The sequence below is a fragment of the Streptantibioticus rubrisoli genome (genome assembly GCF_024436055.1).
GTDB classification, from domain to species: Bacteria; Actinomycetota; Actinomycetes; order Streptomycetales; family Streptomycetaceae; genus Streptantibioticus_A; species Streptantibioticus_A rubrisoli.
In genome coordinates this window covers 86,303-104,179 of the sequence record NZ_JANFNH010000006.1, presented here as the reverse complement: position 1 = coordinate 104,179, position 17,877 = coordinate 86,303, and the positions used below count along the sequence as shown (strand labels likewise).

At 71.1% G+C, this 17,877-nt stretch carries 18 protein-coding genes; 10 read left to right on the top strand and 8 right to left on the bottom strand.

Annotated elements, in window-relative coordinates:
• Window positions 1–4: 4 nt before the first annotated feature.
• Entirely contained in the window at window positions 5–688 is a 684-nt protein-coding gene (locus tag NON19_RS09790; protein ID WP_255926360.1) for a CBS domain-containing protein, read from the bottom strand.
• Window positions 689–964: 276 nt separating this feature from the next.
• Here NON19_RS09790 and NON19_RS33360 point away from each other — a divergent pair, with 276 nt between their 5' ends.
• Window positions 965–1,294 (top strand): pyridoxamine 5'-phosphate oxidase family protein, encoded by a 330-nt coding sequence (locus tag NON19_RS33360; RefSeq protein ID WP_255926358.1) that lies wholly within the window; start codon window positions 965–967, stop codon window positions 1,292–1,294.
• A 26-nt stretch (window positions 1,295–1,320) separates the two neighbouring features.
• On the opposite strand, the gene NON19_RS09780 is transcribed toward NON19_RS33360, so the two are convergent.
• From NON19_RS09780 to NON19_RS09765, 4 genes are all read right to left on the bottom strand, one after another.
• Complete coding sequence (locus NON19_RS09780) at window positions 1,321–1,794, bottom strand: cyclic nucleotide-binding domain-containing protein (protein WP_255926356.1); 474 nt, start codon at window positions 1,792–1,794, stop codon at window positions 1,321–1,323.
• Window positions 1,795–1,817: 23 nt separating this feature from the next.
• Window positions 1,818–2,684 carry a universal stress protein gene (locus NON19_RS09775; protein ID WP_255926354.1) on the bottom strand — a complete coding sequence of 289 codons (867 nt, stop codon included), beginning with the start codon at window positions 2,682–2,684 and terminating at the stop codon, window positions 1,818–1,820.
• 287 nt (window positions 2,685–2,971) lie between these two features.
• A complete protein-coding gene (locus tag NON19_RS09770) occupies window positions 2,972–3,424 on the bottom strand; it encodes a CBS domain-containing protein (RefSeq protein WP_255926352.1) in 453 nt (150 codons plus the stop codon).
• 40 nt (window positions 3,425–3,464) lie between these two features.
• Complete coding sequence (locus NON19_RS09765) at window positions 3,465–3,644, bottom strand: hypothetical protein (RefSeq protein ID WP_255926350.1); 180 nt, start codon at window positions 3,642–3,644, stop codon at window positions 3,465–3,467.
• A gap of 65 nt (window positions 3,645–3,709) precedes the next feature.
• Between NON19_RS09765 and NON19_RS09760 the strand changes: the two genes are divergently transcribed.
• The 3 genes from NON19_RS09760 (at window position 3,710) to NON19_RS09750 (ending at window position 5,652) form a co-directional block, all read left to right on the top strand.
• A complete protein-coding gene (locus NON19_RS09760) occupies window positions 3,710–3,991 on the top strand; it encodes a V-type ATP synthase subunit D (RefSeq protein ID WP_255926348.1) in 282 nt (93 codons plus the stop codon).
• Window positions 3,988–4,860 (top strand): universal stress protein, encoded by an 873-nt coding sequence (locus tag NON19_RS09755; RefSeq protein WP_255926346.1) that lies wholly within the window; start codon window positions 3,988–3,990, stop codon window positions 4,858–4,860. Before NON19_RS09760 ends, NON19_RS09755 begins: the two co-directional genes overlap by 4 nt.
• Before the next feature lie 108 nt (window positions 4,861–4,968).
• Window positions 4,969–5,652 (top strand): CBS domain-containing protein, encoded by a 684-nt coding sequence (locus tag NON19_RS09750; protein ID WP_255926344.1) that lies wholly within the window; start codon window positions 4,969–4,971, stop codon window positions 5,650–5,652.
• An 8-nt stretch (window positions 5,653–5,660) separates the two neighbouring features.
• Here the strand turns inward: NON19_RS09750 and NON19_RS09745 are convergent, their stop codons facing one another.
• The gene (locus NON19_RS09745; RefSeq protein WP_255926342.1) at window positions 5,661–6,329 is read right to left on the bottom strand and encodes a CBS domain-containing protein; all 669 of its coding nucleotides are present in this window, start codon (window positions 6,327–6,329) and stop codon (window positions 5,661–5,663) included.
• Window positions 6,330–6,558: 229 nt separating this feature from the next.
• Between NON19_RS09745 and NON19_RS09740 the strand changes: the two genes are divergently transcribed.
• The 6 genes from NON19_RS09740 to NON19_RS09715 all read left to right on the top strand — a co-directional run bounded on the left by NON19_RS09740 (window position 6,559) and on the right by NON19_RS09715 (window position 12,465).
• Window positions 6,559–7,704, top strand: a complete 1,146-nt coding sequence (locus tag NON19_RS09740; RefSeq protein WP_255926340.1) for a 4Fe-4S dicluster domain-containing protein — start codon at window positions 6,559–6,561, stop codon at window positions 7,702–7,704.
• Complete coding sequence (locus tag NON19_RS09735) at window positions 7,701–8,171, top strand: Crp/Fnr family transcriptional regulator (RefSeq protein ID WP_255926338.1); 471 nt, start codon at window positions 7,701–7,703, stop codon at window positions 8,169–8,171. The genes NON19_RS09740 and NON19_RS09735 overlap by 4 nt, the downstream gene beginning before the upstream one ends.
• A complete protein-coding gene (locus NON19_RS09730; RefSeq protein WP_303653527.1) occupies window positions 8,168–8,989 on the top strand; it encodes an FAD/NAD(P)-binding protein in 822 nt (273 codons plus the stop codon). The genes NON19_RS09735 and NON19_RS09730 overlap by 4 nt, the downstream gene beginning before the upstream one ends.
• 1 nt (window position 8,990) lies before the next feature.
• Window positions 8,991–9,779 carry an NADH-quinone oxidoreductase subunit B family protein gene (locus tag NON19_RS09725; protein ID WP_255926336.1) on the top strand — a complete coding sequence of 263 codons (789 nt, stop codon included), beginning with the start codon at window positions 8,991–8,993 and terminating at the stop codon, window positions 9,777–9,779.
• The gene (locus tag NON19_RS09720) at window positions 9,776–11,137 is read left to right on the top strand and encodes a Ni/Fe hydrogenase subunit alpha (RefSeq protein ID WP_255926334.1); all 1,362 of its coding nucleotides are present in this window, start codon (window positions 9,776–9,778) and stop codon (window positions 11,135–11,137) included. The genes NON19_RS09725 and NON19_RS09720 overlap by 4 nt, the downstream gene beginning before the upstream one ends.
• Before the next feature lie 62 nt (window positions 11,138–11,199).
• Window positions 11,200–12,465, top strand: a complete 1,266-nt coding sequence (locus tag NON19_RS09715; RefSeq protein WP_255926332.1) for an APC family permease — start codon at window positions 11,200–11,202, stop codon at window positions 12,463–12,465.
• A gap of 3 nt (window positions 12,466–12,468) precedes the next feature.
• On the opposite strand, the gene NON19_RS09710 is transcribed toward NON19_RS09715, so the two are convergent.
• Together NON19_RS09710 and NON19_RS09705 are read right to left on the bottom strand one after the other, a co-directional pair.
• Complete coding sequence (locus tag NON19_RS09710) at window positions 12,469–15,147, bottom strand: bifunctional acetate--CoA ligase family protein/GNAT family N-acetyltransferase (protein WP_372514063.1); 2,679 nt, start codon at window positions 15,145–15,147, stop codon at window positions 12,469–12,471.
• A 350-nt stretch (window positions 15,148–15,497) separates the two neighbouring features.
• On the bottom strand, window positions 15,498–17,876 hold the full coding sequence (locus NON19_RS09705; RefSeq protein WP_255926517.1) for a glycoside hydrolase family 65 protein: 2,379 nt from the start codon (window positions 17,874–17,876) through the stop codon (window positions 15,498–15,500).
• Between the last annotated feature and the right edge of the window lies 1 nt (window position 17,877).

The window sequence follows — 17,877 nt, the reverse complement described above, 5'->3', positions numbered from 1 at the left end:
GGGCTTAGGCGCCCTCGTCGTCGAGCCGGTAGTCCAGTCGTGCCTCGACGCTGACGACACCGTCCACACCTCGGCACAGCCGCGCCACCAACGGGATGAGGCTGCGGCGCTCGACAGTGCCGGTCAGGGTCACCTGTCCGTCGACGACGTTGACGGTGACGTCGGTCGGCGCCAGCCGCAGGGTGCCGACGAGCACGTCGTCCATGATCTCCTCGCGCACGGCCTGGTCGCGGCGGAGGAAGACCCGCAGCAGGTCAGCACGGCTGACCAGGCCGACCAGTTGCCCTGCCTCGTTGACCACGGGCAGCCGCTTGACCTTGTGCTGCTCCATCACACGGGCCGCCTCCACCACCGTCCACTCAGGGCGGGCGGTCACCGCGGGGGTGGTCATCAGCCACTCCGCCGAGGTGGCGGCGGCCTTGGCCAGGTCCGCTTGCCACGCATGCGTCCCGGGCTCGGAGCGCTCGAACGCCTCGGCTAGCAGCCCCGCCGGGTCGGGCTGTCCGGCCTGTTTGCGCAACAGGTCGGCCTCGGAGACCATGCCCACCGGGCGGTCGTTGTCGTCCACCACGGGTACGGCTGTGATGTCATGTTCCGCGAGTAGTCCGGCGATCTCCTTGAACGTCGTGTCCCGCCGTACGGTGACGACCGCAGTCGTCATGAGATCGCTGACGTTTCTGTGCCGCATGATCCCCGTCTCCTCTCACGCACGCCGCACGCGGGCCCGAGCGCTCACCGGGGCGGATGTCCTCACCACAAGTGTCCGATGCGCCCTCGCCCCCCGCACGGGGACGAAGGCCCCTTGCCGGTGGGCCGCCCTACCCGAGCGGGTGGCCGTCGGCTGGTCCACGATGGACGTGACGGCAGCCGCGCACGGCGGAGGAACCGCCCGGCCGGGGCAGGGCTTCCTACCATCCCCACTTGGTGGAGATGGCTCGGCAGGAGTGCCGAGCCCGCGCACGGGGTGGGCAGAGTTTCGCTGAACACCGCCGATGGCCTGGTGATCATGCCGGTCAACTACACGATGGACATCGACGTGGTCGCCTTCCGCACCACCTACGACCACAGTCTGGCGGCCGCTGACGGAACCGAGGTGGCTTTCGAGGTGGACCGGATCGACGAAGCGCCCAGCCAGGGTGGGAGCGTGCTGGTCGTCGGCGGATCTCCCGGGTCGCGGACCCGGACACCGCGCAGCGACTGCCCGAGCGGGCGTACACCACTGCCTGGCCGGGAGGCGAACGCGAGCTGTGGATGCGCATCGTCCCGCGGCGCCGAACCGGCAGCCGTCGGATAGAGGTGCGTTGACGCCAGCGCCGTTCGTCATCCGCGCTCGCCACTGCCGTACGGCGCGAACAGGTCCAAAAGCCGGGTACGTGCCGTTACCAGGCGGTGGCCGACGACAGCCGCCACGGCCAGCGCGACCGCCTGTCCCAGCTCCGGGTCCCCCACGCACAGGGCACGCACCGCCTCCGCGTCGAACTCGTCGGCGCGCACCTCGGTGAGCGCTCTCGCGCCCAAATGCCACACGTACGGCGGGAACAACCAGGACCAGCCCAGCAGGTCTTCGGACTCCAGCAGCTCCACATCGGCTGTCTGACGCCCTGGCACGTGCACGTCGAGCGCGACCCGGCCGGAGCGCAACACCCAGAAACGGTCCGCCCTGCCGCCCTCATGGAAGATTCGATGGCCAGCGGCGAAGGTCACCTCATGGCTCAACTCCATCAGAATCCTCTGCTTGGCAGCCGGGATCCCACGAAGGAACGCCGAGCCCAGACTGGGGCCTTGGCCGGTCATATGGTTGCGCCTCCTTAGGGCCACTACTCGTGCGGCACGACGGCGACCGGACAGGGCGAGTGATGCAGCATCGCGTGGTTCACCACACCGAGTTGCAGGCCGAAGGCACCCGAGCGTCGCCTGGCGCCCACCACGAGCAGTTCGGCGGAACGGGCCGCGTCCAGCAGCGTCTTGCGGGCGTGGCCCTCGACGACATCACGACGCACGGGGACGTCGGGGTACTCGGCCGTGGCGTCGCGCAGCGCATCATCCATCCACTCCTCGGCCTCGCGTTGTGCGGACTGCCCGGCATCGTCCAACTGACCCGTACCGGCCGTCGGCGCCGGGCTTCGCCACGCATGGACGGCCGCTACTCCGGTGCCTCGCAGCGCCGCCTCCGTGAAGGCGAGGTCCACGCTCGCCGCCGCGGTGCCCCGATCGCCCACGCCGAGCGCGATCCAGCGATCGCCGCTGTCGGGCTTCGCTTCGTCACCCCGTACGACGATCACCGGGCACTGGGCGCGGGCCGCGACGGACAGGCTGACAGAGCCCAGCAGCAGTGCGGCGAGTTCGCCACGGCCGCGGCTGCCCACGACGATCGCCAGAGCGTCGCGGCCTTCGCCTAGCAGTCCCTCCGCGGGGTCCTCGGCGAGGATTTCGGTGGATACGGCCACGTCGGGGTGGCGCCGCTCGCAGCGTTCGCTGGCGGATGCCACGATGTGTTGGGTGAACACCGATCCTGAGGCGCGGGCGGTACGCACAGACGGCACGGCCTCTTCGTAGTGCGCCAACAGCGACGCGTACACGATGCGAAGTGGTGCACCGCGCAGGGCCGCCTCGTCGGCCGCCCAGTCCACCGCGCGCAGTGCGCCGTCCGAGCCGTCGGTGCCCACGACCAGGGGACGGGACATGCCTCTTCACCACCTCTCGGTGAACCACGGTGGGACTCACCCAGCAGACTGTCAGCCCGCGGGCCGGGGGACGTGGGTGCAACGGCCTTCGACCGGGGAGGTTCGGCCCAATGGGCCAAGGCCAGGCCACCGGACACACGCCTCGCCGGTGCTCGCGAACCTCCAGGGCCGGACGGACAGTGATGTCCATGCCGATGCAGCCGGAACAGGTCCGCAGACGCCACACCAGGAGATACCGGTGGCCCTGCACCGCGGCCTATCTAAGCCGGGCCGTGGCTGCGGGCGGGTCAGGTCTCGACGGCGGGATACCGGCGAGCCGGTGGTTCCTGCAGCGTGCTCCAGGACACCGGCCCCAGGAGGTCCGCGAAGCGTTGGAAGACGTCGAGGAACAGGTCGTCGATGGTCAGTACGCCGACGAGTCGATGACCGTCCACCACGGGCAGGCGACGCACTCCTGACCTGCGGAAGGCACGGTACGCGGCATCGACGCTGTCGGTGACGTCCACGGTGACCGGGTGGTCGGACATCACCTCGGCGACGGTGGTGGTCTCCGTCGGCAGTCCGGCGACGACCGCGCGCACCACGATGTCACGGTCGGTCAGCACGCCGCGCAGGGTGCCGTCCTCGGCGACGAGGACAGATCCGACGGACTCCTCGTGCATGCGGAGTGCCGCGCAGCGCACCGAGGCTTGAGGGGCGACGGTGACAGGCGGCGAGATCATCAGGTCGGAGATCTTCATGTTCGGGCTTCCTGCTTCGGTTTCCGGTCTGGTCCGCGCCTCATTCCGCCTTCGGGCCGACGGTGATCAGCGGGCACACCGGACCGGCCGTCTCCTGGGGCCAACCGCCATGGCCGCGGGTATCTTCCCGCTGAGCGGAGAGCACGCCCTGGAGGTGGCGCGCCCGGCTGCCGCCGCGCAGGTCGACGTCGAGCGGGTCACGTCCATGGGCGTGCGCCACCCCGCGGGGTTTCTTACGTCGCGGCGGTCCGGGCCGCCACCGAGCCGTTGCCACGGAACACCGCTATGGCGCACGCGCAGCGGACTTACCAGGATGCGGTGCGCGCAGCCGCCGAGCACGTGGTGGCCCGCGCCGCCGCCCGCCTCGTCGGCACCGAAGCGGCCCGCACACGCCAGCGGACGCGGGCCCTGTGCCACCACTGGATCCCCCAGCTGACCGAAGTGCTCGCGGCAGCGGACCCCGCCGTGGAGCAGGCTGGACACGAGGACTTCGTCCGTCGCGGACGGGCCGCCGGAGCGCGGCGGACCGCCTGCTGGCGGGGCGACGAGCACGGGAGGCAGCCATGACCACCAGTACCTGGGCCGGAGACGTCGTGGTCGGCGTCGACGGCTCGGACGACTCCGACCGGGCCGTGGACTGGGCCGCGGCCGAGGCCGACCACCGTGGCAGCGCGCTGCACATCGTGCACGGGGTCGGCACCGCCCCGGATCCGGACAAGGAGACCGGCCCGCTCAACGGGGACCTGCTGACCGTGCAGGCGGCGCGCTCGATGCTGGACGAGGCAGGAGAACGCGCTAGGCGCGAGCATCCAGGCCTGAAGGTCACCGCCACCCTCGCCTATGAGGAGGGGCCGCAGGCGGTCCTGGCGGCCGCCGCCGGAGCGGCGCTCACCGTGCTCGGCACCCGGGGACGAGGCGGCTTCGCCGCCCTGCTGCTGGGATCCGTCGCACTGCGCGTCGCGGCGCACACCACCTGCCCGCTGGTCGTCGTACGCGGTGAGCGGACCCGGCCCCCGATCGGGACGGTTGTGGTCGGGGTGCAGGACGAGAAGGACGCGCAGACCGTGCGGTTCGCCGTCACCACCGCCGCGCGCTGGCACGCCTCGGTGCGCGCGGTGCACGCGTGGGAACCGCTCGGCGAGGTCGGGCTGATGGCCACGCAGGTCGACACGGTGCGCGAGCTGCGGGCGGCGCACACGGCGCTGCTGTCCCGCACCGTCGAGGCCGCGCATCTGACCGACCCGCAAGCGCAGCTGTCCCAGGAGGTCGTGGTGAGCAGGGCGGCTACCGCCCTGGTGGAGGCGTCGGCCGAGGCCGACCTGCTGGTGGTGGCCGCGCACCGCCCGCACGGGCCGCTGGGGCTGCGCCTCGGACCGGTCGTCCACGCCGTCCTGCACCACTCACACTGCCCCGTCGCCGTGGTACCGGACCGATGAGACCGGCGCCGTGAGGGTCCGTGTGCCTCGAAGGACGGGTCCGTTCGGCCCTGCCGCGGGCTGCTCGGAGGGCCTAGCGTGCGTAGTGGACGACCCTGGGAGGTAACGATGGTCGGGGCGAGTGTGCACGATGTGATGACGAAGGATGTCGCGGCCGTTCGCCTGCACACCCCGTACAGGGAGATCGTGCGGATCCTTCAGGAGCGGAAGATCAGCGCGCTTCCGGTCCTGGATGACGACGGCAAACTGACGGGCGTGGTCTCGGAGGCCGACCTGCTGGACAAGACATCGGGCGAAGAACGTCCCACCGGCCCGCTGAGCGGACTGCGCCGGAGGTCCCACCGCGGGCCGAAGGCAACCGGCCTCACCGCCGGTGCCATCATGACTGCTCCGGCGATCACCGTGAACGCCGCGGCGAGCGTCGCCGCGGCGGCGCGGATCATGGCGCGTCGTGGAGTGAAGCGCCTGCCGGTGGTGGACGACCAGGGGCGACTGGTGGGCATCGTCAGCCGCCGCGACCTGCTGCGGCTCTACCTCCGGTCGGACGACGAGATCCGCGAGGAGATTCAACGCGACGTGTTCATGCGGGTGTTGTGGGCTGATCCCGAGAACATCGACATCAAGGTGCACGACGGAGTCGTCACCTTGACCGGGATGCTGGAGCAGCGCAGCGCGATTCCTGTGGCGGAACGCCTCAGCCATGCCGTGGGCGGTGTGGTCGACGTCGACAACCAGCTCACTTACCGCATCGATGACACCAAGGGCAGGCCGGCGTTCCGGTCCGCCGAATAACGCGACGCTCAGGACGGTTCGAACCGCTTCTGCCGCGCTGACAGGAGATCGCATTCGACGTCCACCACGCCTTCGACCGCACGCGTCAGCCGAACCGCGATGGGCACGAGCGAAGCGTCCGGCACCTGGCCGCGCAGGACGGCGACGCCCTGGTCGACGGTGACGTCGACCGGCGGCGAGCCGCTGGGGAAGAGCAGCCCGATGATGTCGCGGCGGATCTCCTCCTCGATGTCCTGGTCACCGCGCATAAAGACCTTCAGCAGGTCACTGCGGCTGACCACGCCCGCCAGATGTCCTTCGGCGTCGATGACCGGCAGGCGTTTGACGTGCGCGTGCGCCATGGCCCGTGCGGCCTGGGCGAGCGTGGCATCGGCGTGGACCGTCACCGCCGGGGTGGACATCAGCTGCTCCGCCGTGGTCGCGCCCGCCTTCGCCAGATCGCTCAGGCGCTGGAGCTGCTCCATCCGGGCCGGGTCGCTGTCGCGGAACTCCTCCTTGGGCAGCAGATCGGCCTCCGAGACGACGCCGATCACCCGCCCCTCGCCCTCGAGGACGGGCAGTGCGCTGACCTTCCACTGCTGCATGGTCTGGACGATCTCCTTGAAGGAGGCGTTCCGACCCACGGCGACGACGGTGTGTGTCATCACGTCACTGACGATGTGCGGGCTGTGCGGCATGGCGGCCTCTCCTCCGCTGGACGGCGGGACTTCCTACTGCCAGCGTCCGCCCACGCGGTCCAAACCGCGATGGGTCTGAGGTCCTCGGATGCCCGTTGGTGGGCGCAGCGGCGCTGGCGGCCGTACGAAGGAAGGACAGGGCCACTCGGGCCACATCCCGGAAGTCGGCCTCCGCCCACCGACCATGGTCCACACATACTGGCCGAACGGGACAACCAGGAGGTCGGTGATGGCTGACGGCGGCGCCCCCGCGGTGATCGACAAGGCGGGGCTGGACGCGCTGATCGCCGTCCTGCTCGGACGCGGTCGAACGGTCATCGGGCCGACCGTCCGCGACGGGGCGATCGTGCTGGCCGAGCTGTCCGGTGGCGACGAACTCCCCTACGGCTGGGGCGTCGAGCTGGAAGCGGGTCGCTACCGGTTGCGGGGACGGGCGGACGGCGCCGGGTTCGCGCACAGCGCGGGCCCGCAGTCGTGGAAGACCTTCCTGCACCCGCCGCGGGAGCGGCAGTGGACCGCCGAGCGTGGCGCCGACGGCGAGTTGGCGTTCAGCGAGGAACGGACACCGCCTCCCGCCTTCGCCTTCCTCGGCGTGCGCCCGTGCGACCTGCGGGCCATCGAGGTGCTGGACCGGGTGCTGACCGGCGGTCCGCACGCCGACGCCCGGTACCGCGGGCGCCGCCAGCGGGCCTTCGTGGTCGCCGTGGAGTGCACGGAACCGGGCGCCACCTGCTTCTGCGTGTCCATGGGCACCGGCCCCGCCGTGGGCCCTGGTTACGACCTGGCGCTGACCGAGGTGCTCGACCACGAGGGACACCGCTTCCTGGTCCGGGCCGGTACCGAAGAGGGCGAGGCCGTACTGGCCGAACTGCCACAGCGCCCTGCCGACCCGGCCACGCGGACGGCGGCGCGTGAGCGGGTTGCCGAGGCGGCGGACCGCATGGGCCGAACGATGCCACCGGTGGACCTGCGGACGCTGATGCGCGACACGCTGGAGGCCGAGCGCTGGAACGATGCCACCGCACGCTGCCTGACCTGCGGCAACTGCACGATGGTGTGCCCCACCTGCTTCTGCACCAGCACCGAGGACATCACCGACCTCACCGGTGACCACGCCGAACGGTGGCGGCGCTGGGAGTCATGCTTCGACCTGGACTTCACACATCTGGCGGGCGGCGGCTCGGTGCGTTCCTCACCGCGCAGCCGCTACCGGCAGTGGCTCACCCACAAGATCGGCACCTGGCACGACCAGTTCGGCAGCTCAGGGTGCGTCGGCTGCGGCCGGTGCATCGTGTGGTGCCCGACCGGCATCGACATCACCGAGGAAGCGCACGCGCTCAACGCCGAGCGGGCGGCGGCAGGACAGCCACGATGACGGAAGGCTTCCTCAGCTCCCTGCCACCTACCCTGCGCGGCTGGTTGCTCGGCTTCGCCCACGACACCGCCTTCCCCGGTGACATCCGCCTGTTCGAGGAAGGCAGCGCGGCCGACCGCTTCTGGCTCGTGCGCACCGGGCTTATCGCCCTCGACGTACACATCCCGGGCCGGGGCGCGATCGTCGTCGAGACGATCGGTGACGGTGAACTGCTCGGCTGGTCCTGGCTGTTCGAGCCGTACCAGTGGCACCTGGGAGCGCTCACTCGCACCGCCGTGCAGGCGTACGAGTTCGACGCACCGCAGGTGCGCGCCGCGATGGATGAGGACCCGGCGGCCGGGCTGGCGTTGTTCCGTGCCATCGGCGACCAGGTGATCGGTCGGCGGCTCAGATCCGCCCGCACCCGCCTGCTCGACCTGTACGGGCCTGACACGTCGCGAGCCTACGAGAGCGGTCCGGCCCGATGACGATTCTCGCTCCGCAGGTGTCCGTGGCGACGGTGCCCGTCCCGTACCGGGTGGCGGGTTGCTCGACGGAGTCGGCGGACACTGCGACGATCGCTCTGGAACCGGTGGGTTCGCCGCTTCCGGCGTTCACGCCGGGCCAGTACGCGATGGTCTACGCCTTCGGGGTCGGTGACATCCCGTTGTCGGTGTGCGGCATCGACGGGGACCGCCTCACTCACACGGTCCGTTCGGTCGGCGCGACTTCCAGAGCGCTGTGGGCGCTGCGGCCCGGGACGAAGGTGGGGGTCCGCGGTCCTTTCGGTACCGCATGGGACCTGCGCTCCGCGTCCGGGCGGGACCTGCTGGTGGTGGCCGGAGGTATCGGGCTGGCGCCGCTCCGTCCCCTGGTGCACGGCGTGCTCGCCGCACCAGAACACTACGGGCAGCTGAACGTCCTGATCGGAGCCCGCACGCCCGGCGACCTGCTCTACGCCGAGGAGGTAAGGCGCTGGGGGGCCTTGGTGACCGTGGACCGGCCTGATGCCGCCTGGACCGGCGATGTCGGTGTGGTGACCGCCCTGCTTGACCGGGCCGCCTTCGATCCGCCCCGCACCACGGCGTTCGTCTGCGGCCCCGAAGTCATGATCCGGGCCGCCGCCCGCGAGTTGGCCCACCGTGGCGTGGATCCCGGCAGGATCCGGGTCTCCTTGGAGCGCACGATGCACTGTGCGACCGGCCACTGCGGCCACTGCCAGCTCGGCCCGCTGCTGCTGTGCCGCGACGGTCCCGTCGTCACCTGGACACAAGCCCAATCAGTGTTGTCCGTAAGGGAGTTGTGACATGTCAACCGACGGCGGGCGGCGGCCGAAGCTCGCCGTGTGGAAGTTCGCCTCCTGCGACGGCTGTCAACTCACCCTGCTCGACTGCGAGGACGAACTGCTCGGCATCGCCGAGGAAGTGGAGATCTCCTACTTCCTTGAGGCGTCCAGTGCCGCCGGGCCAGTCCCTTATGACCTGTCGCTGGTCGACGGGTCGATCACCACCCGCCAGGACGCCGAGCGAGTCCAGCACATCCGGTCCGTCTCCCGCAGGTTGGTGACCATCGGCGCCTGCGCCACCGCCGGAGGCGTCCAGGCGCTGCGCAACTACGCCGACGTGGCCGAGTTCCGTGCCGTCGTCTACGCCAAGCCGGAGTACATCGCCACGCTCGCCACCTCCACGCCGATCAGCGCGCACGTCCCCGTGGACCTGGAACTGCGTGGCTGCCCCATCGACCGGGGCCAGTTGGTGGAGGTCATCACCGCTTTCCTCGCCGGGCGCAAGCCGGACGTGCCGGACCACAGCGTGTGCTTCCAGTGCAAGCAGCGCGGAACCCCTTGCGTGATCGTGGCACACGGCACCCCATGCCTCGGTCCGGTCACGCACGCCGGATGCGGCGCGCTGTGCCCGGCGTACGGGCGGGGCTGCTACGGCTGCTTCGGCCCGTCGAACTCCATCAACTTCCCTGCCTTCATCCCCCTGTTGCGTCGCGACGGGATGGACACCCTGGATGTGGTGAGGGCGTTTCGCACCTTCAACACCGCCGCCCCGGAGTTCGACGCCGTCTCCCGAGAGGAAGCGAGACGGTGAACGGCGATGGAACACGGGAGGTGAAGCTCGGCGCCCTGGCCCGCGTCGAGGGAGAAGCAGCGCTGCATCTATGCGTGCGCGAGGGGGAGGTCACCGAGGCCCGACTGAAGATCTACGAACCACCGCGGTTCTTCGAGGCGTTCCTTCGCGGGCGTGCCCACACCGAGCCGCCGGACCTCACCTCCCGGGTGTGCGGGATCTGCCCGGTGGCCTACCAACTCAGCGCCTGCCGTGCGGTGGAGGACGCCTGCCAGGTGGTGGTCGACGGCCAGTTGGCGGCGCTGCGGCGGCTGCTGTACTGCGGCGAGTGGATCGAGAGCCAGACCCTGCACATCCACCTCCTACACGCACCCGACTTCTTCGGCGTCGACAACGTCATCGAACTGGCCAGGACCCAACGCGCCGAGGTCGAACGCGGTCTACGGCTCAAACAGGCCGGAAACCGCATCGTCGAGTTGCTGGGCGGCCGTTCCATCCATCCCATCAACGTCCGCGTCGGCGGCTTCCACCGCGTTCCCACCAGAGACGAACTGCGGCCACTGGCCGAGCGGTTGCGGTGGGAACGCGACGCGGCGGCGGACCTGGTGCGCTGGGTGGCGGGTTTCGACTTCCCCGAGGCGGGATGCGACCACGAACTGCTGGCCCTGGCCGAACCCGGCACCTATGCCATCGAGTGCGGCACCCCCACCGCGATGACTGCCCCGAGCGCCGCCGGGCTGCCCGCCGACACCGACCGGGCGCTGCCCACCAGGGCCTTCGACATCCATGACTTCTCCGACCACGTCGTCGAGCGCCAGGTTCCGTACTCCACCGCACTCCATTCGGTGCTGGACGGCCGCCGTCATCTGACCGGCTCGCTGGCCCGCTATGCCATCAGCGGCCGATGGCTTTCCCCCGTCGCCCTGGAGGCCGCCAGGGACGCCGGTCTCGGCGATCCCCGGCAGGGCACGGTATGCCGCAACCCGTTCCGCAGCATCATCGTCCGCGCCGTCGAGGTGCTGTACGCCATCGACGAGGCGCTGCGCATCATCGAGGCCTACGAGCCCCCGTCGCCTCCGGCTGTGGAGGTTCCGCCGCGAGCCGCCACCGGCCACGGGGCGACGGAGGCACCGCGCGGCCTGCTGTACCACCGCTACACCCTGGACGCGCGAGGCACCGTCACCGACGCCAGCCTCGTCCCGCCGACCGCCCAGAACCAGGGCGCGATCGAGGAGGATCTGCGCCGCACGGTGCGCGGTCGGTTGCGCGACGGCGAGCCCACCGACGCCGAGTTGACCGCCTTGTGCGAACGGGTCATCCGCAACCACGACCCGTGCATCTCCTGCTCGGCCCACTTCCTCGACCTCAGGGTGCGCTGACCGCGTCCGACGGGGCATGATTCGGCGTAGCGTCCAACCAGCCCGCTACCGAGGAGTGCGCCATGCCGGAGCGGTCCACCCCGGCGGGATCACCCGAACTCAGGCGGCGGCTGGGCGTGTTCGACGCCGTGGTGATCGGCCTGGGGTCGATGATCGGCGCCGGAATCTTCGCCGCCCTGGCGCCCGCCGCCAGAGCGGCCGGTTCCGGGCTGCTGCTCGGTCTGCTGGTGGCCGCGGTGGTGGCGTACTGCAACGCGACCTCCTCGGCCCGGCTCGCCGCCCGCTACCCGGCGTCCGGTGGCACGTACGTGTACGGACGCGAACGCCTGGGCGAGGTGTGGGGGTATCTCGCCGGGTGGGGCTTCGTTGTCGGGAAGACGGCGTCCTGCGCGGCGATGGCCCTGACGGTGGGCGGATACGTGTGGCCGTCCCAGGCGCACGCGGTGGCGGTGGCCGCGGTGGCGGCACTGACGGCGGTGAACTACGTCGGGGTGCACAAGGCGGCGTGGCTCACCAGGGCCATCGTCGCGGTCGTCGTAATGGTGCTGGCGGCCGTGGTCGTCGGCTGCCTCACCTCGGGTTCGGCGGACGCCGCACGGCTCGACGTCGGGGCGGACGCCACCGTCGGCGGGGTGCTGCAGGCGGCGGGCCTGCTGTTCTTCGCGTTCGCGGGGTACGCACGGATCGCGACCCTTGGTGAGGAGGTGCGCGACCCGCGGCGCACCATCCCCCGTGCGATCCCCACCGCGTTGGCCATCACGCTGGTCGTCTACGCGGCCGTGTCGGTCGCGGTTCTCACCGTGCTGGGGCCGTCGGGGCTGGCCAGCGCCACGGCGCCGTTGGCCGAGGCGGTACGCACCGCCGGGCTGGCCGGGCTGGCGCCCGTGGTGCGGGTGGGTGCGGCGGTCGCCGCTCTCGGTTCGCTGCTGGCGCTCATCTTGGGTGTCTCGCGTACCACGTTGGCCATGGCCCGCGACCGTCACCTCCCGCACGCACTGGCCGCCGTGCATCCGCGCTTCCACGTACCGCACCGCGCCGAGTTGGCCGTCGGTGCCGTGGTCGCGGTCACCGCCGCCTTCGCTGACCTGCGGGGAGTCATCGGGTTCTCCTCGTTCGGCGTCCTCGCGTACTACGCCATCGCCAACGCCGCCGCATGGACCCTGAGCCCGGAGGAGGGCCGTCCGCCGCGGCTCGTGCCGGTCACCGGACTGATCGGGTGCGCCGCGCTGGCGTTCGCGCTGCCCGCCGTCTCGGTGCTGTCCGGCGCCGCGGTCCTGACGGCCGGGGCGCTGCTGTACGCGGTGCGCCGGGCGGTGCGACGCGGCTGACGCTCAGCGCAGGCGACGCAGGTACGGGTCCTGCGCGCGGCGGGGCAGCAGCCGGACGCGGGCGTCGAGCGCCAGGACGCCGTCTGGCCGGGCGACCACGGGGTTCAGGTCGGCCTCGGCCAGTTCCGGCAGATCGCATGCCATCCGCGACAGCCGCGACAACAACTGCTCCAGTCCCTCCAGGTCGACCGGATCGCCACCCCGGTGCCCGAACAGCAACGGCGCGCAGCGCGGCGCACGGATCAGCGCGTGGACGTCACGATCCGTCAGTGGTGCCAGCCGGGCCGCGTGGTCGGCGAGCACATCGGTTGCCGTACCACCGAGACCGAACAACACCAGCGGGCCGAACACCGCGTCCTGCACGATCCCCGCAACCAACTCCACCCCCCGCGGCGCCATCGGCTGCACCACCACACCCGCCATCAAGTCCCCGAAGCGCGCCGCGAATTCGCCGTAGGCTCGCCGCACGGCGGCCTCACCGACCAGGTCAAGGGCGATCGCGCCCTTGTCGCTCTTGTGCGTCAGTCCGGGCCAATGGGCCTTGAGCGCCACAAGTCCGCCGCGACCGGCCAGCAGCGCGGCAGCCCTGACCGCCTCCTCCTCGCTCTCCGCCCAACTCCAGGGCGACTGCCGAACGCAGTAATACGAAAGCAGCTCAGCACACTGGCGCGGATGCAGCCAGCCACCGTCCGGATGCTCCGCGAGATACCCGCCCACCAGCGACGCCGCGCCAGCGCTCTCGATACCGGCCAGTTCCGGGATCGTGCCGGGCGGCTCGGCGAGCCACCCGGCGCGGGTCACCGCGCGGGCCAGCGCGCGGGCCGCGGACGTCGCGTCGGCGTAGGCGGGCACCGACCCACTGTCCCCGTCACGCAGCAACCGTACGGTTTCCGCCTGGCCGAGCAGGACCGCCGCCACCGGCCGAGGGCGGCGCCCGGTGAGCGCCAGGCGGGGGTCGTCGCCGGTGGTGGCGACCAGCGCGGTGGGTACCAGCACCACCAGGACCGCGTCGACACGGCTGTGGGTGGTGAGCCGGTCCACGCAGGCCCGCAGCGCGGCGGCGCCGACAACCGCCGTGGCGTCGATCGGGTTCCCGGCGCAGGCCCCCGCGGGCAGATCGGCCAGGAGGTCGGCGGCCAAGCGGGCAGGCAGCTCGGGGACCGTCAGACCCGCCTCGACGCAGGCGTCGGCGGCGAGCACCCCCGCCCCGGCCGCGTTGGACACCACGGCAACCGATCCGCCGGTGGGCAGCGGTTGGGAGTGCAACAAGGCCGCGGTGTCCAGGAGTTCCGCGATGGTGTGGGTGGCGGTGATGCCCGCCTGCGTGAACAACGCGCCCCGCGTCATGGTGGGAGTGGCCGCCGCAGCCGTGTGCGCGGCGGCGGCGCGACGGCCAGCGGCGGAGCGCCCGGCGTCGACGGTGAGCAGTGGCATCTGCCGGGCCACCCGCCGTGCCGTACGGGAGAAGGCACGCGGATTGCCGAAGGATTCCAGGTGCAGCAGGGCCAGTTCGGTGTGGCCGTCGCCCTCCCACCAGCACAGCAGGTCGTTGCTGGAGACATCCACCTTGTCACCGAGCGAGACGAAGGACGACACTCCGATGCCCAGCCGCGACAGCCCGTCGAGCAGCGCCATGCCGACCCCGCCCGACTGCACGCCGACCCCGGCACTACCCGGCAGCGGTCGGTGGGCGGCGAACGTCGCGTCCAACGCCACTTCCGCTTCGGTGTTGGAAAGCCCCAGGCAGTTCGGTCCCACCAGCCGCATGCCATGGCGGCGGCATGCCTCCAGGAGGGCCGACGCCCCCGCGGCGTCGACTCCCGACGTCAACACCACCAGTGCGCGGACGCCTCTGCGGCCGCACTGTTCGGCCACCTCCTGCACACCAGCAGCGGGCACCGCGACCACCGCCAGGTCGGGTGGATAGGGCAGGTCGCTCACCGAGGGGTAGACGGGGGTGTGCTCGATGGCGTGGGCGTGTGGATTCACCGCGCAGACACGGCCGGTGAACCGCCCGCCGCGTATGTTGCGCAGCACGGCTCGGCCGACCGAGCCGGGTTTGGTTCCCGCACCGACGACGACCACGGAACGTGGCCGCAGCAGTGGCGACAGGCTCACACGGTCCGCGTTCGCCGCACGCGAGTCGACCGCCGACAGGTAGGTCTCGTCCTCGTCCAGCCGTATGCGGCACCGCACTTCCGCCCCCTCGAAGTGCCGGGAGACGCCCAGCCCCAGGTCCGCGAAGACCTTCAGCACGGCCGCGTTGTGGGCGAGCGCGTCAGCGGTGAACGTCGTGATCCCAGCCTCCCGGGCGGCGTGCACCAGGTGCTCCAGCAGCAGCGAGCCCACACCCCGGTGATGCCAGGCGTCCGCGACGGCCACGGAGATCTCCGCGCATGTCGCACCGCTTCGCGGATCGTCCGACTCGTAGTCGGCGATGCCCACCACCGCGTCGTCGACGATGGCGAGCAGCGCCTGGTATCCGGGTTTGTCGCAGTGGGCGACGCGCTCGGCCGCCTGCTGCGCCGCTCGGCGGCTCACCCCAAAGAACCGGAGCCGCAGGTTCTCCTCGGACATCCCCTCGTACAACGAGCGCACGCCGTCACGGTCGTCGGCGCATGCCGAGCGGATCCGTACGGTCGTCCCGTCGGCCAGCAGCGCGTACCGCTCGGTCCCTGTCAGGGGTCCGCCTCTCCGGACTCGGGTACTCCGATGCGCCCTGGCGGGCGTGCGCCTTCGCAACGGTCACCGGCACCAACCCGTCAGCCAGCTCACCTCGATGCCCTCGGTCCTCACGTCGGTGGGCTGCGACGCCCGGTACTCGAAGCGCCCAGTTCGGCGAGTGCCCCGACGCGGTACGCCTTCACGCTCGCGCTGCTCGCACTCACCGGCGACGCGCCGGGGCATCGCGGTTCGCCTCCGCGAATCGATGGCTTTGCGGTCGCTTCCATGCTGCCCGCCACACCCCCGACCGGCGAGTCGAACGGGTGGGACGCCGGGTGGCGCCCGTTGCGCGACCGTGCCGATGCGCCCTAGATCAGGTCCAGCCACCGGGCGTGACCTGGAGCGACGCTGACTTCCCGGTGTGGCAGCACGGCGCGGATGGGTTGCTCCTCGGAGGACGGAACGCTGATGCGCAGTCGTCCGGGCTGCATGTGCAGGGCGACGCCCCAGTGGCCCCGGTAGCGGATGGAGAAGCTGAACTGCGACAGTTCGGGGATCGGCGCGGGATCGAGCCACAGCGCGTCCTCGCGGGTTTCCAGTCCGGTCAGGCCCCGCTGTACGAGATCGAGCGTTCCGGCCATGGCGCCCAGGTGGATGCCCTCGGCCGTGGTTCCGCCCTGTAGGTCGGTCACGTCCTCGGCGAGCGCGTCCTGAAGGTACTTCCACGCCCCGGCGCGCCGGGTCCGGGTGAGCACCCAGCCGTGCACGAGTTCGCTCAGGGTGGAGCCGTGGCTGGTGCGGCGCAGGTAGTAGTCGACGGTTCTTCGCCAGGTCTCGTCGTCCATGTCATAGCCGAGCAGCCGGAACAGCTGCGAGAGTTCACCGGGCGAGAACAGGTAGCCGAGCATGAGCACATCGGCCTGCTTGGACGCCTTGTACCGGTTGGTCGAATCGCCCTCGTTCTCCAGGATCCGGTCCAGGCGCTGGATGTCGCCGTAGCGGTGGCGGTATCCCTGCCAGTCGAGCTCGGCGAGGTCCGCATAGCCCTCGAACTGGCTGACCACACTCTGGTGGAACGGAACCCGCAGTTTCCGGGACACCTCCTCCCAGCGGTCCAGCTCCTCCGCGCCCAGGGCGACGCGCTCGCAGAGTTCCTGCCGCCGCGGCACCGGCAGCGAGCGGAACAGGTCCAGGGCGCGCTGCAGCACCCAGGCGGCGGTGACGTTGGTGTACGCGTTGTCGTCCACCCCCGGCTGCGCGGCGTCCGGATAGGCGTCGTGGTACTCGTCGGGCCCGACCACCCCACGGATGCGGTACCGCCCGCTCGCGGCGTCGAACTCGGCGGCGCTGGCCCAGAAGCGGGCGATCTGCAGCAGCATCTCGGCGCCCTTGGTGTGCAGGAACTCGGTGTCGCCGCTGGCCTGGCAGTACTGCCACACGTTGTAGGCGATAGCCGAGCCGACGTGATGCTGGAGCCGGGAGTGATCGGGCAGCCAACGGCCGGACCGCGGGTTGAGGTGCAGCGTCTGCGCTTCCTCCCGGCCGTCGCTGCCGCACTGCCAGGGGAACATCGCACCACTGCGCCCGGACTCCTTGGCGGCGCGGCAGGCCCGGGGAAGTCTTCGGTGGCGGTAGGTCAGGAGGGCTCGGGAGACTTCGGGGAAGTGCAGGTTGAGATAGGGCAGGACGAACAACTCGTCCCAGAAGACGTGCCCGCGGTACGCCTCACCGTGCAGTCCCCGAGCGGGCACTCCGACGTCGAGTTCGGCGGTGTGCGGGGAAAGCGTCTGCAGCACGTGGAACAGGTGAAGGCGCAGGATCCGCCCGGCCTGCCCCGGTACCCGCAGCTCTGCCCGCTGCCAGAGGTGCTCCCATGCCGTGCGGTGTGTCGCGAGCAGTTCCGGGAACGGCGGTGCGGCACCGACCCGGTCCAGCACGGCGTGCAGCGGGTCGCTGATCGCCGTGTCGCGTGAGGTGTGCAGGGCGACGGTCTTGTCGACGTACACGGTCCTGCCGCGCTTGACCGGCACGGTCAGGAACTGCGCGACGCTCCGGGCCCGCGGCTCGGTGTGTGGTCGGGCGTCCGTCGTGGCGCGGGTGCGTGCGGCCATGGCGATCGCCACGTCGGAGGCGGACGTACGGCAGTGCAACCACGCCACGTCCGGGTCGACGGCGCCGGTGCGCCAGTCGGTCAGGTGGTGTCCTTCGAGGTTGCGGTAGCGGGTGACGCCCGTGTTCGCGACGTCTGCGTCGAGCGCGGACTCAACGTCGAGTTCGCCCGACCAGTTCTGCGCGGTGAAACGGGTACGGAGGGCGGCCAGGTGGGGGTCCGCCATGTGGACCAGGCGGTGCTGGTCGACGGCCAGGCGACGGTCCTGCTCGTCCACGAACAGCATGTGCCTGGTGAGCACGCCACCGCGCAGGTCCAGGCTCTGCCGGTACTCCCGCAGACACACTCCGTCGACGAGAAACCACCCGGCGCCCGGGGTGCGGATCCGGAACCGTAGGGGCAGCCAGTTGGGGAGGTTCACCAGGTCCTCGTTCTCGACCTGTCGTCCGCCGATGGCCGAGACCAAGCGGTTGTAGCAACCCGCAGCATACGTACCGGGGTAGTGTGCCGGTCCCGCCGGGCACTCGCTGGCGGCGCCACGGGTGGCGAAGTAGCCGTTGCCCAGGGTGCACAGTGCCTCCCGCAACCGCTCCTGGGCCGGGTCGTATCCCTCGTACTCCCACGCCCAGTCGGACATG

Coding starts and splice junctions, on each gene's coding strand:
- NON19_RS09740 (WP_255926340.1), top strand. CDS start 6,559: ATGGCTGACGGCGGCGCCCCCGCGGTGATCGACAAGGCGGGGCTGGAC.
- NON19_RS09790 (WP_255926360.1), bottom strand. CDS start 688: ATGCGGCACAGAAACGTCAGCGATCTCATGACGACTGCGGTCGTCACC.
- NON19_RS09715 (WP_255926332.1), top strand. CDS start 11,200: ATGCCGGAGCGGTCCACCCCGGCGGGATCACCCGAACTCAGGCGGCGG.
- NON19_RS09735 (WP_255926338.1), top strand. CDS start 7,701: ATGACGGAAGGCTTCCTCAGCTCCCTGCCACCTACCCTGCGCGGCTGG.
- NON19_RS09760 (WP_255926348.1), top strand. CDS start 3,710: ATGGCGCACGCGCAGCGGACTTACCAGGATGCGGTGCGCGCAGCCGCC.
- NON19_RS09770 (WP_255926352.1), bottom strand. CDS start 3,424: ATGAAGATCTCCGACCTGATGATCTCGCCGCCTGTCACCGTCGCCCCT.
- NON19_RS09775 (WP_255926354.1), bottom strand. CDS start 2,684: ATGTCCCGTCCCCTGGTCGTGGGCACCGACGGCTCGGACGGCGCACTG.
- NON19_RS09745 (WP_255926342.1), bottom strand. CDS start 6,329: ATGCCGCACAGCCCGCACATCGTCAGTGACGTGATGACACACACCGTC.
- NON19_RS09725 (WP_255926336.1), top strand. CDS start 8,991: ATGTCAACCGACGGCGGGCGGCGGCCGAAGCTCGCCGTGTGGAAGTTC.
- NON19_RS09730 (WP_303653527.1), top strand. CDS start 8,168: ATGACGATTCTCGCTCCGCAGGTGTCCGTGGCGACGGTGCCCGTCCCG.
- NON19_RS09755 (WP_255926346.1), top strand. CDS start 3,988: ATGACCACCAGTACCTGGGCCGGAGACGTCGTGGTCGGCGTCGACGGC.
- NON19_RS09705 (WP_255926517.1), bottom strand. CDS start 17,876: ATGTCCGACTGGGCGTGGGAGTACGAGGGATACGACCCGGCCCAGGAG.
- NON19_RS09750 (WP_255926344.1), top strand. CDS start 4,969: ATGGTCGGGGCGAGTGTGCACGATGTGATGACGAAGGATGTCGCGGCC.
- NON19_RS09780 (WP_255926356.1), bottom strand. CDS start 1,794: ATGACCGGCCAAGGCCCCAGTCTGGGCTCGGCGTTCCTTCGTGGGATC.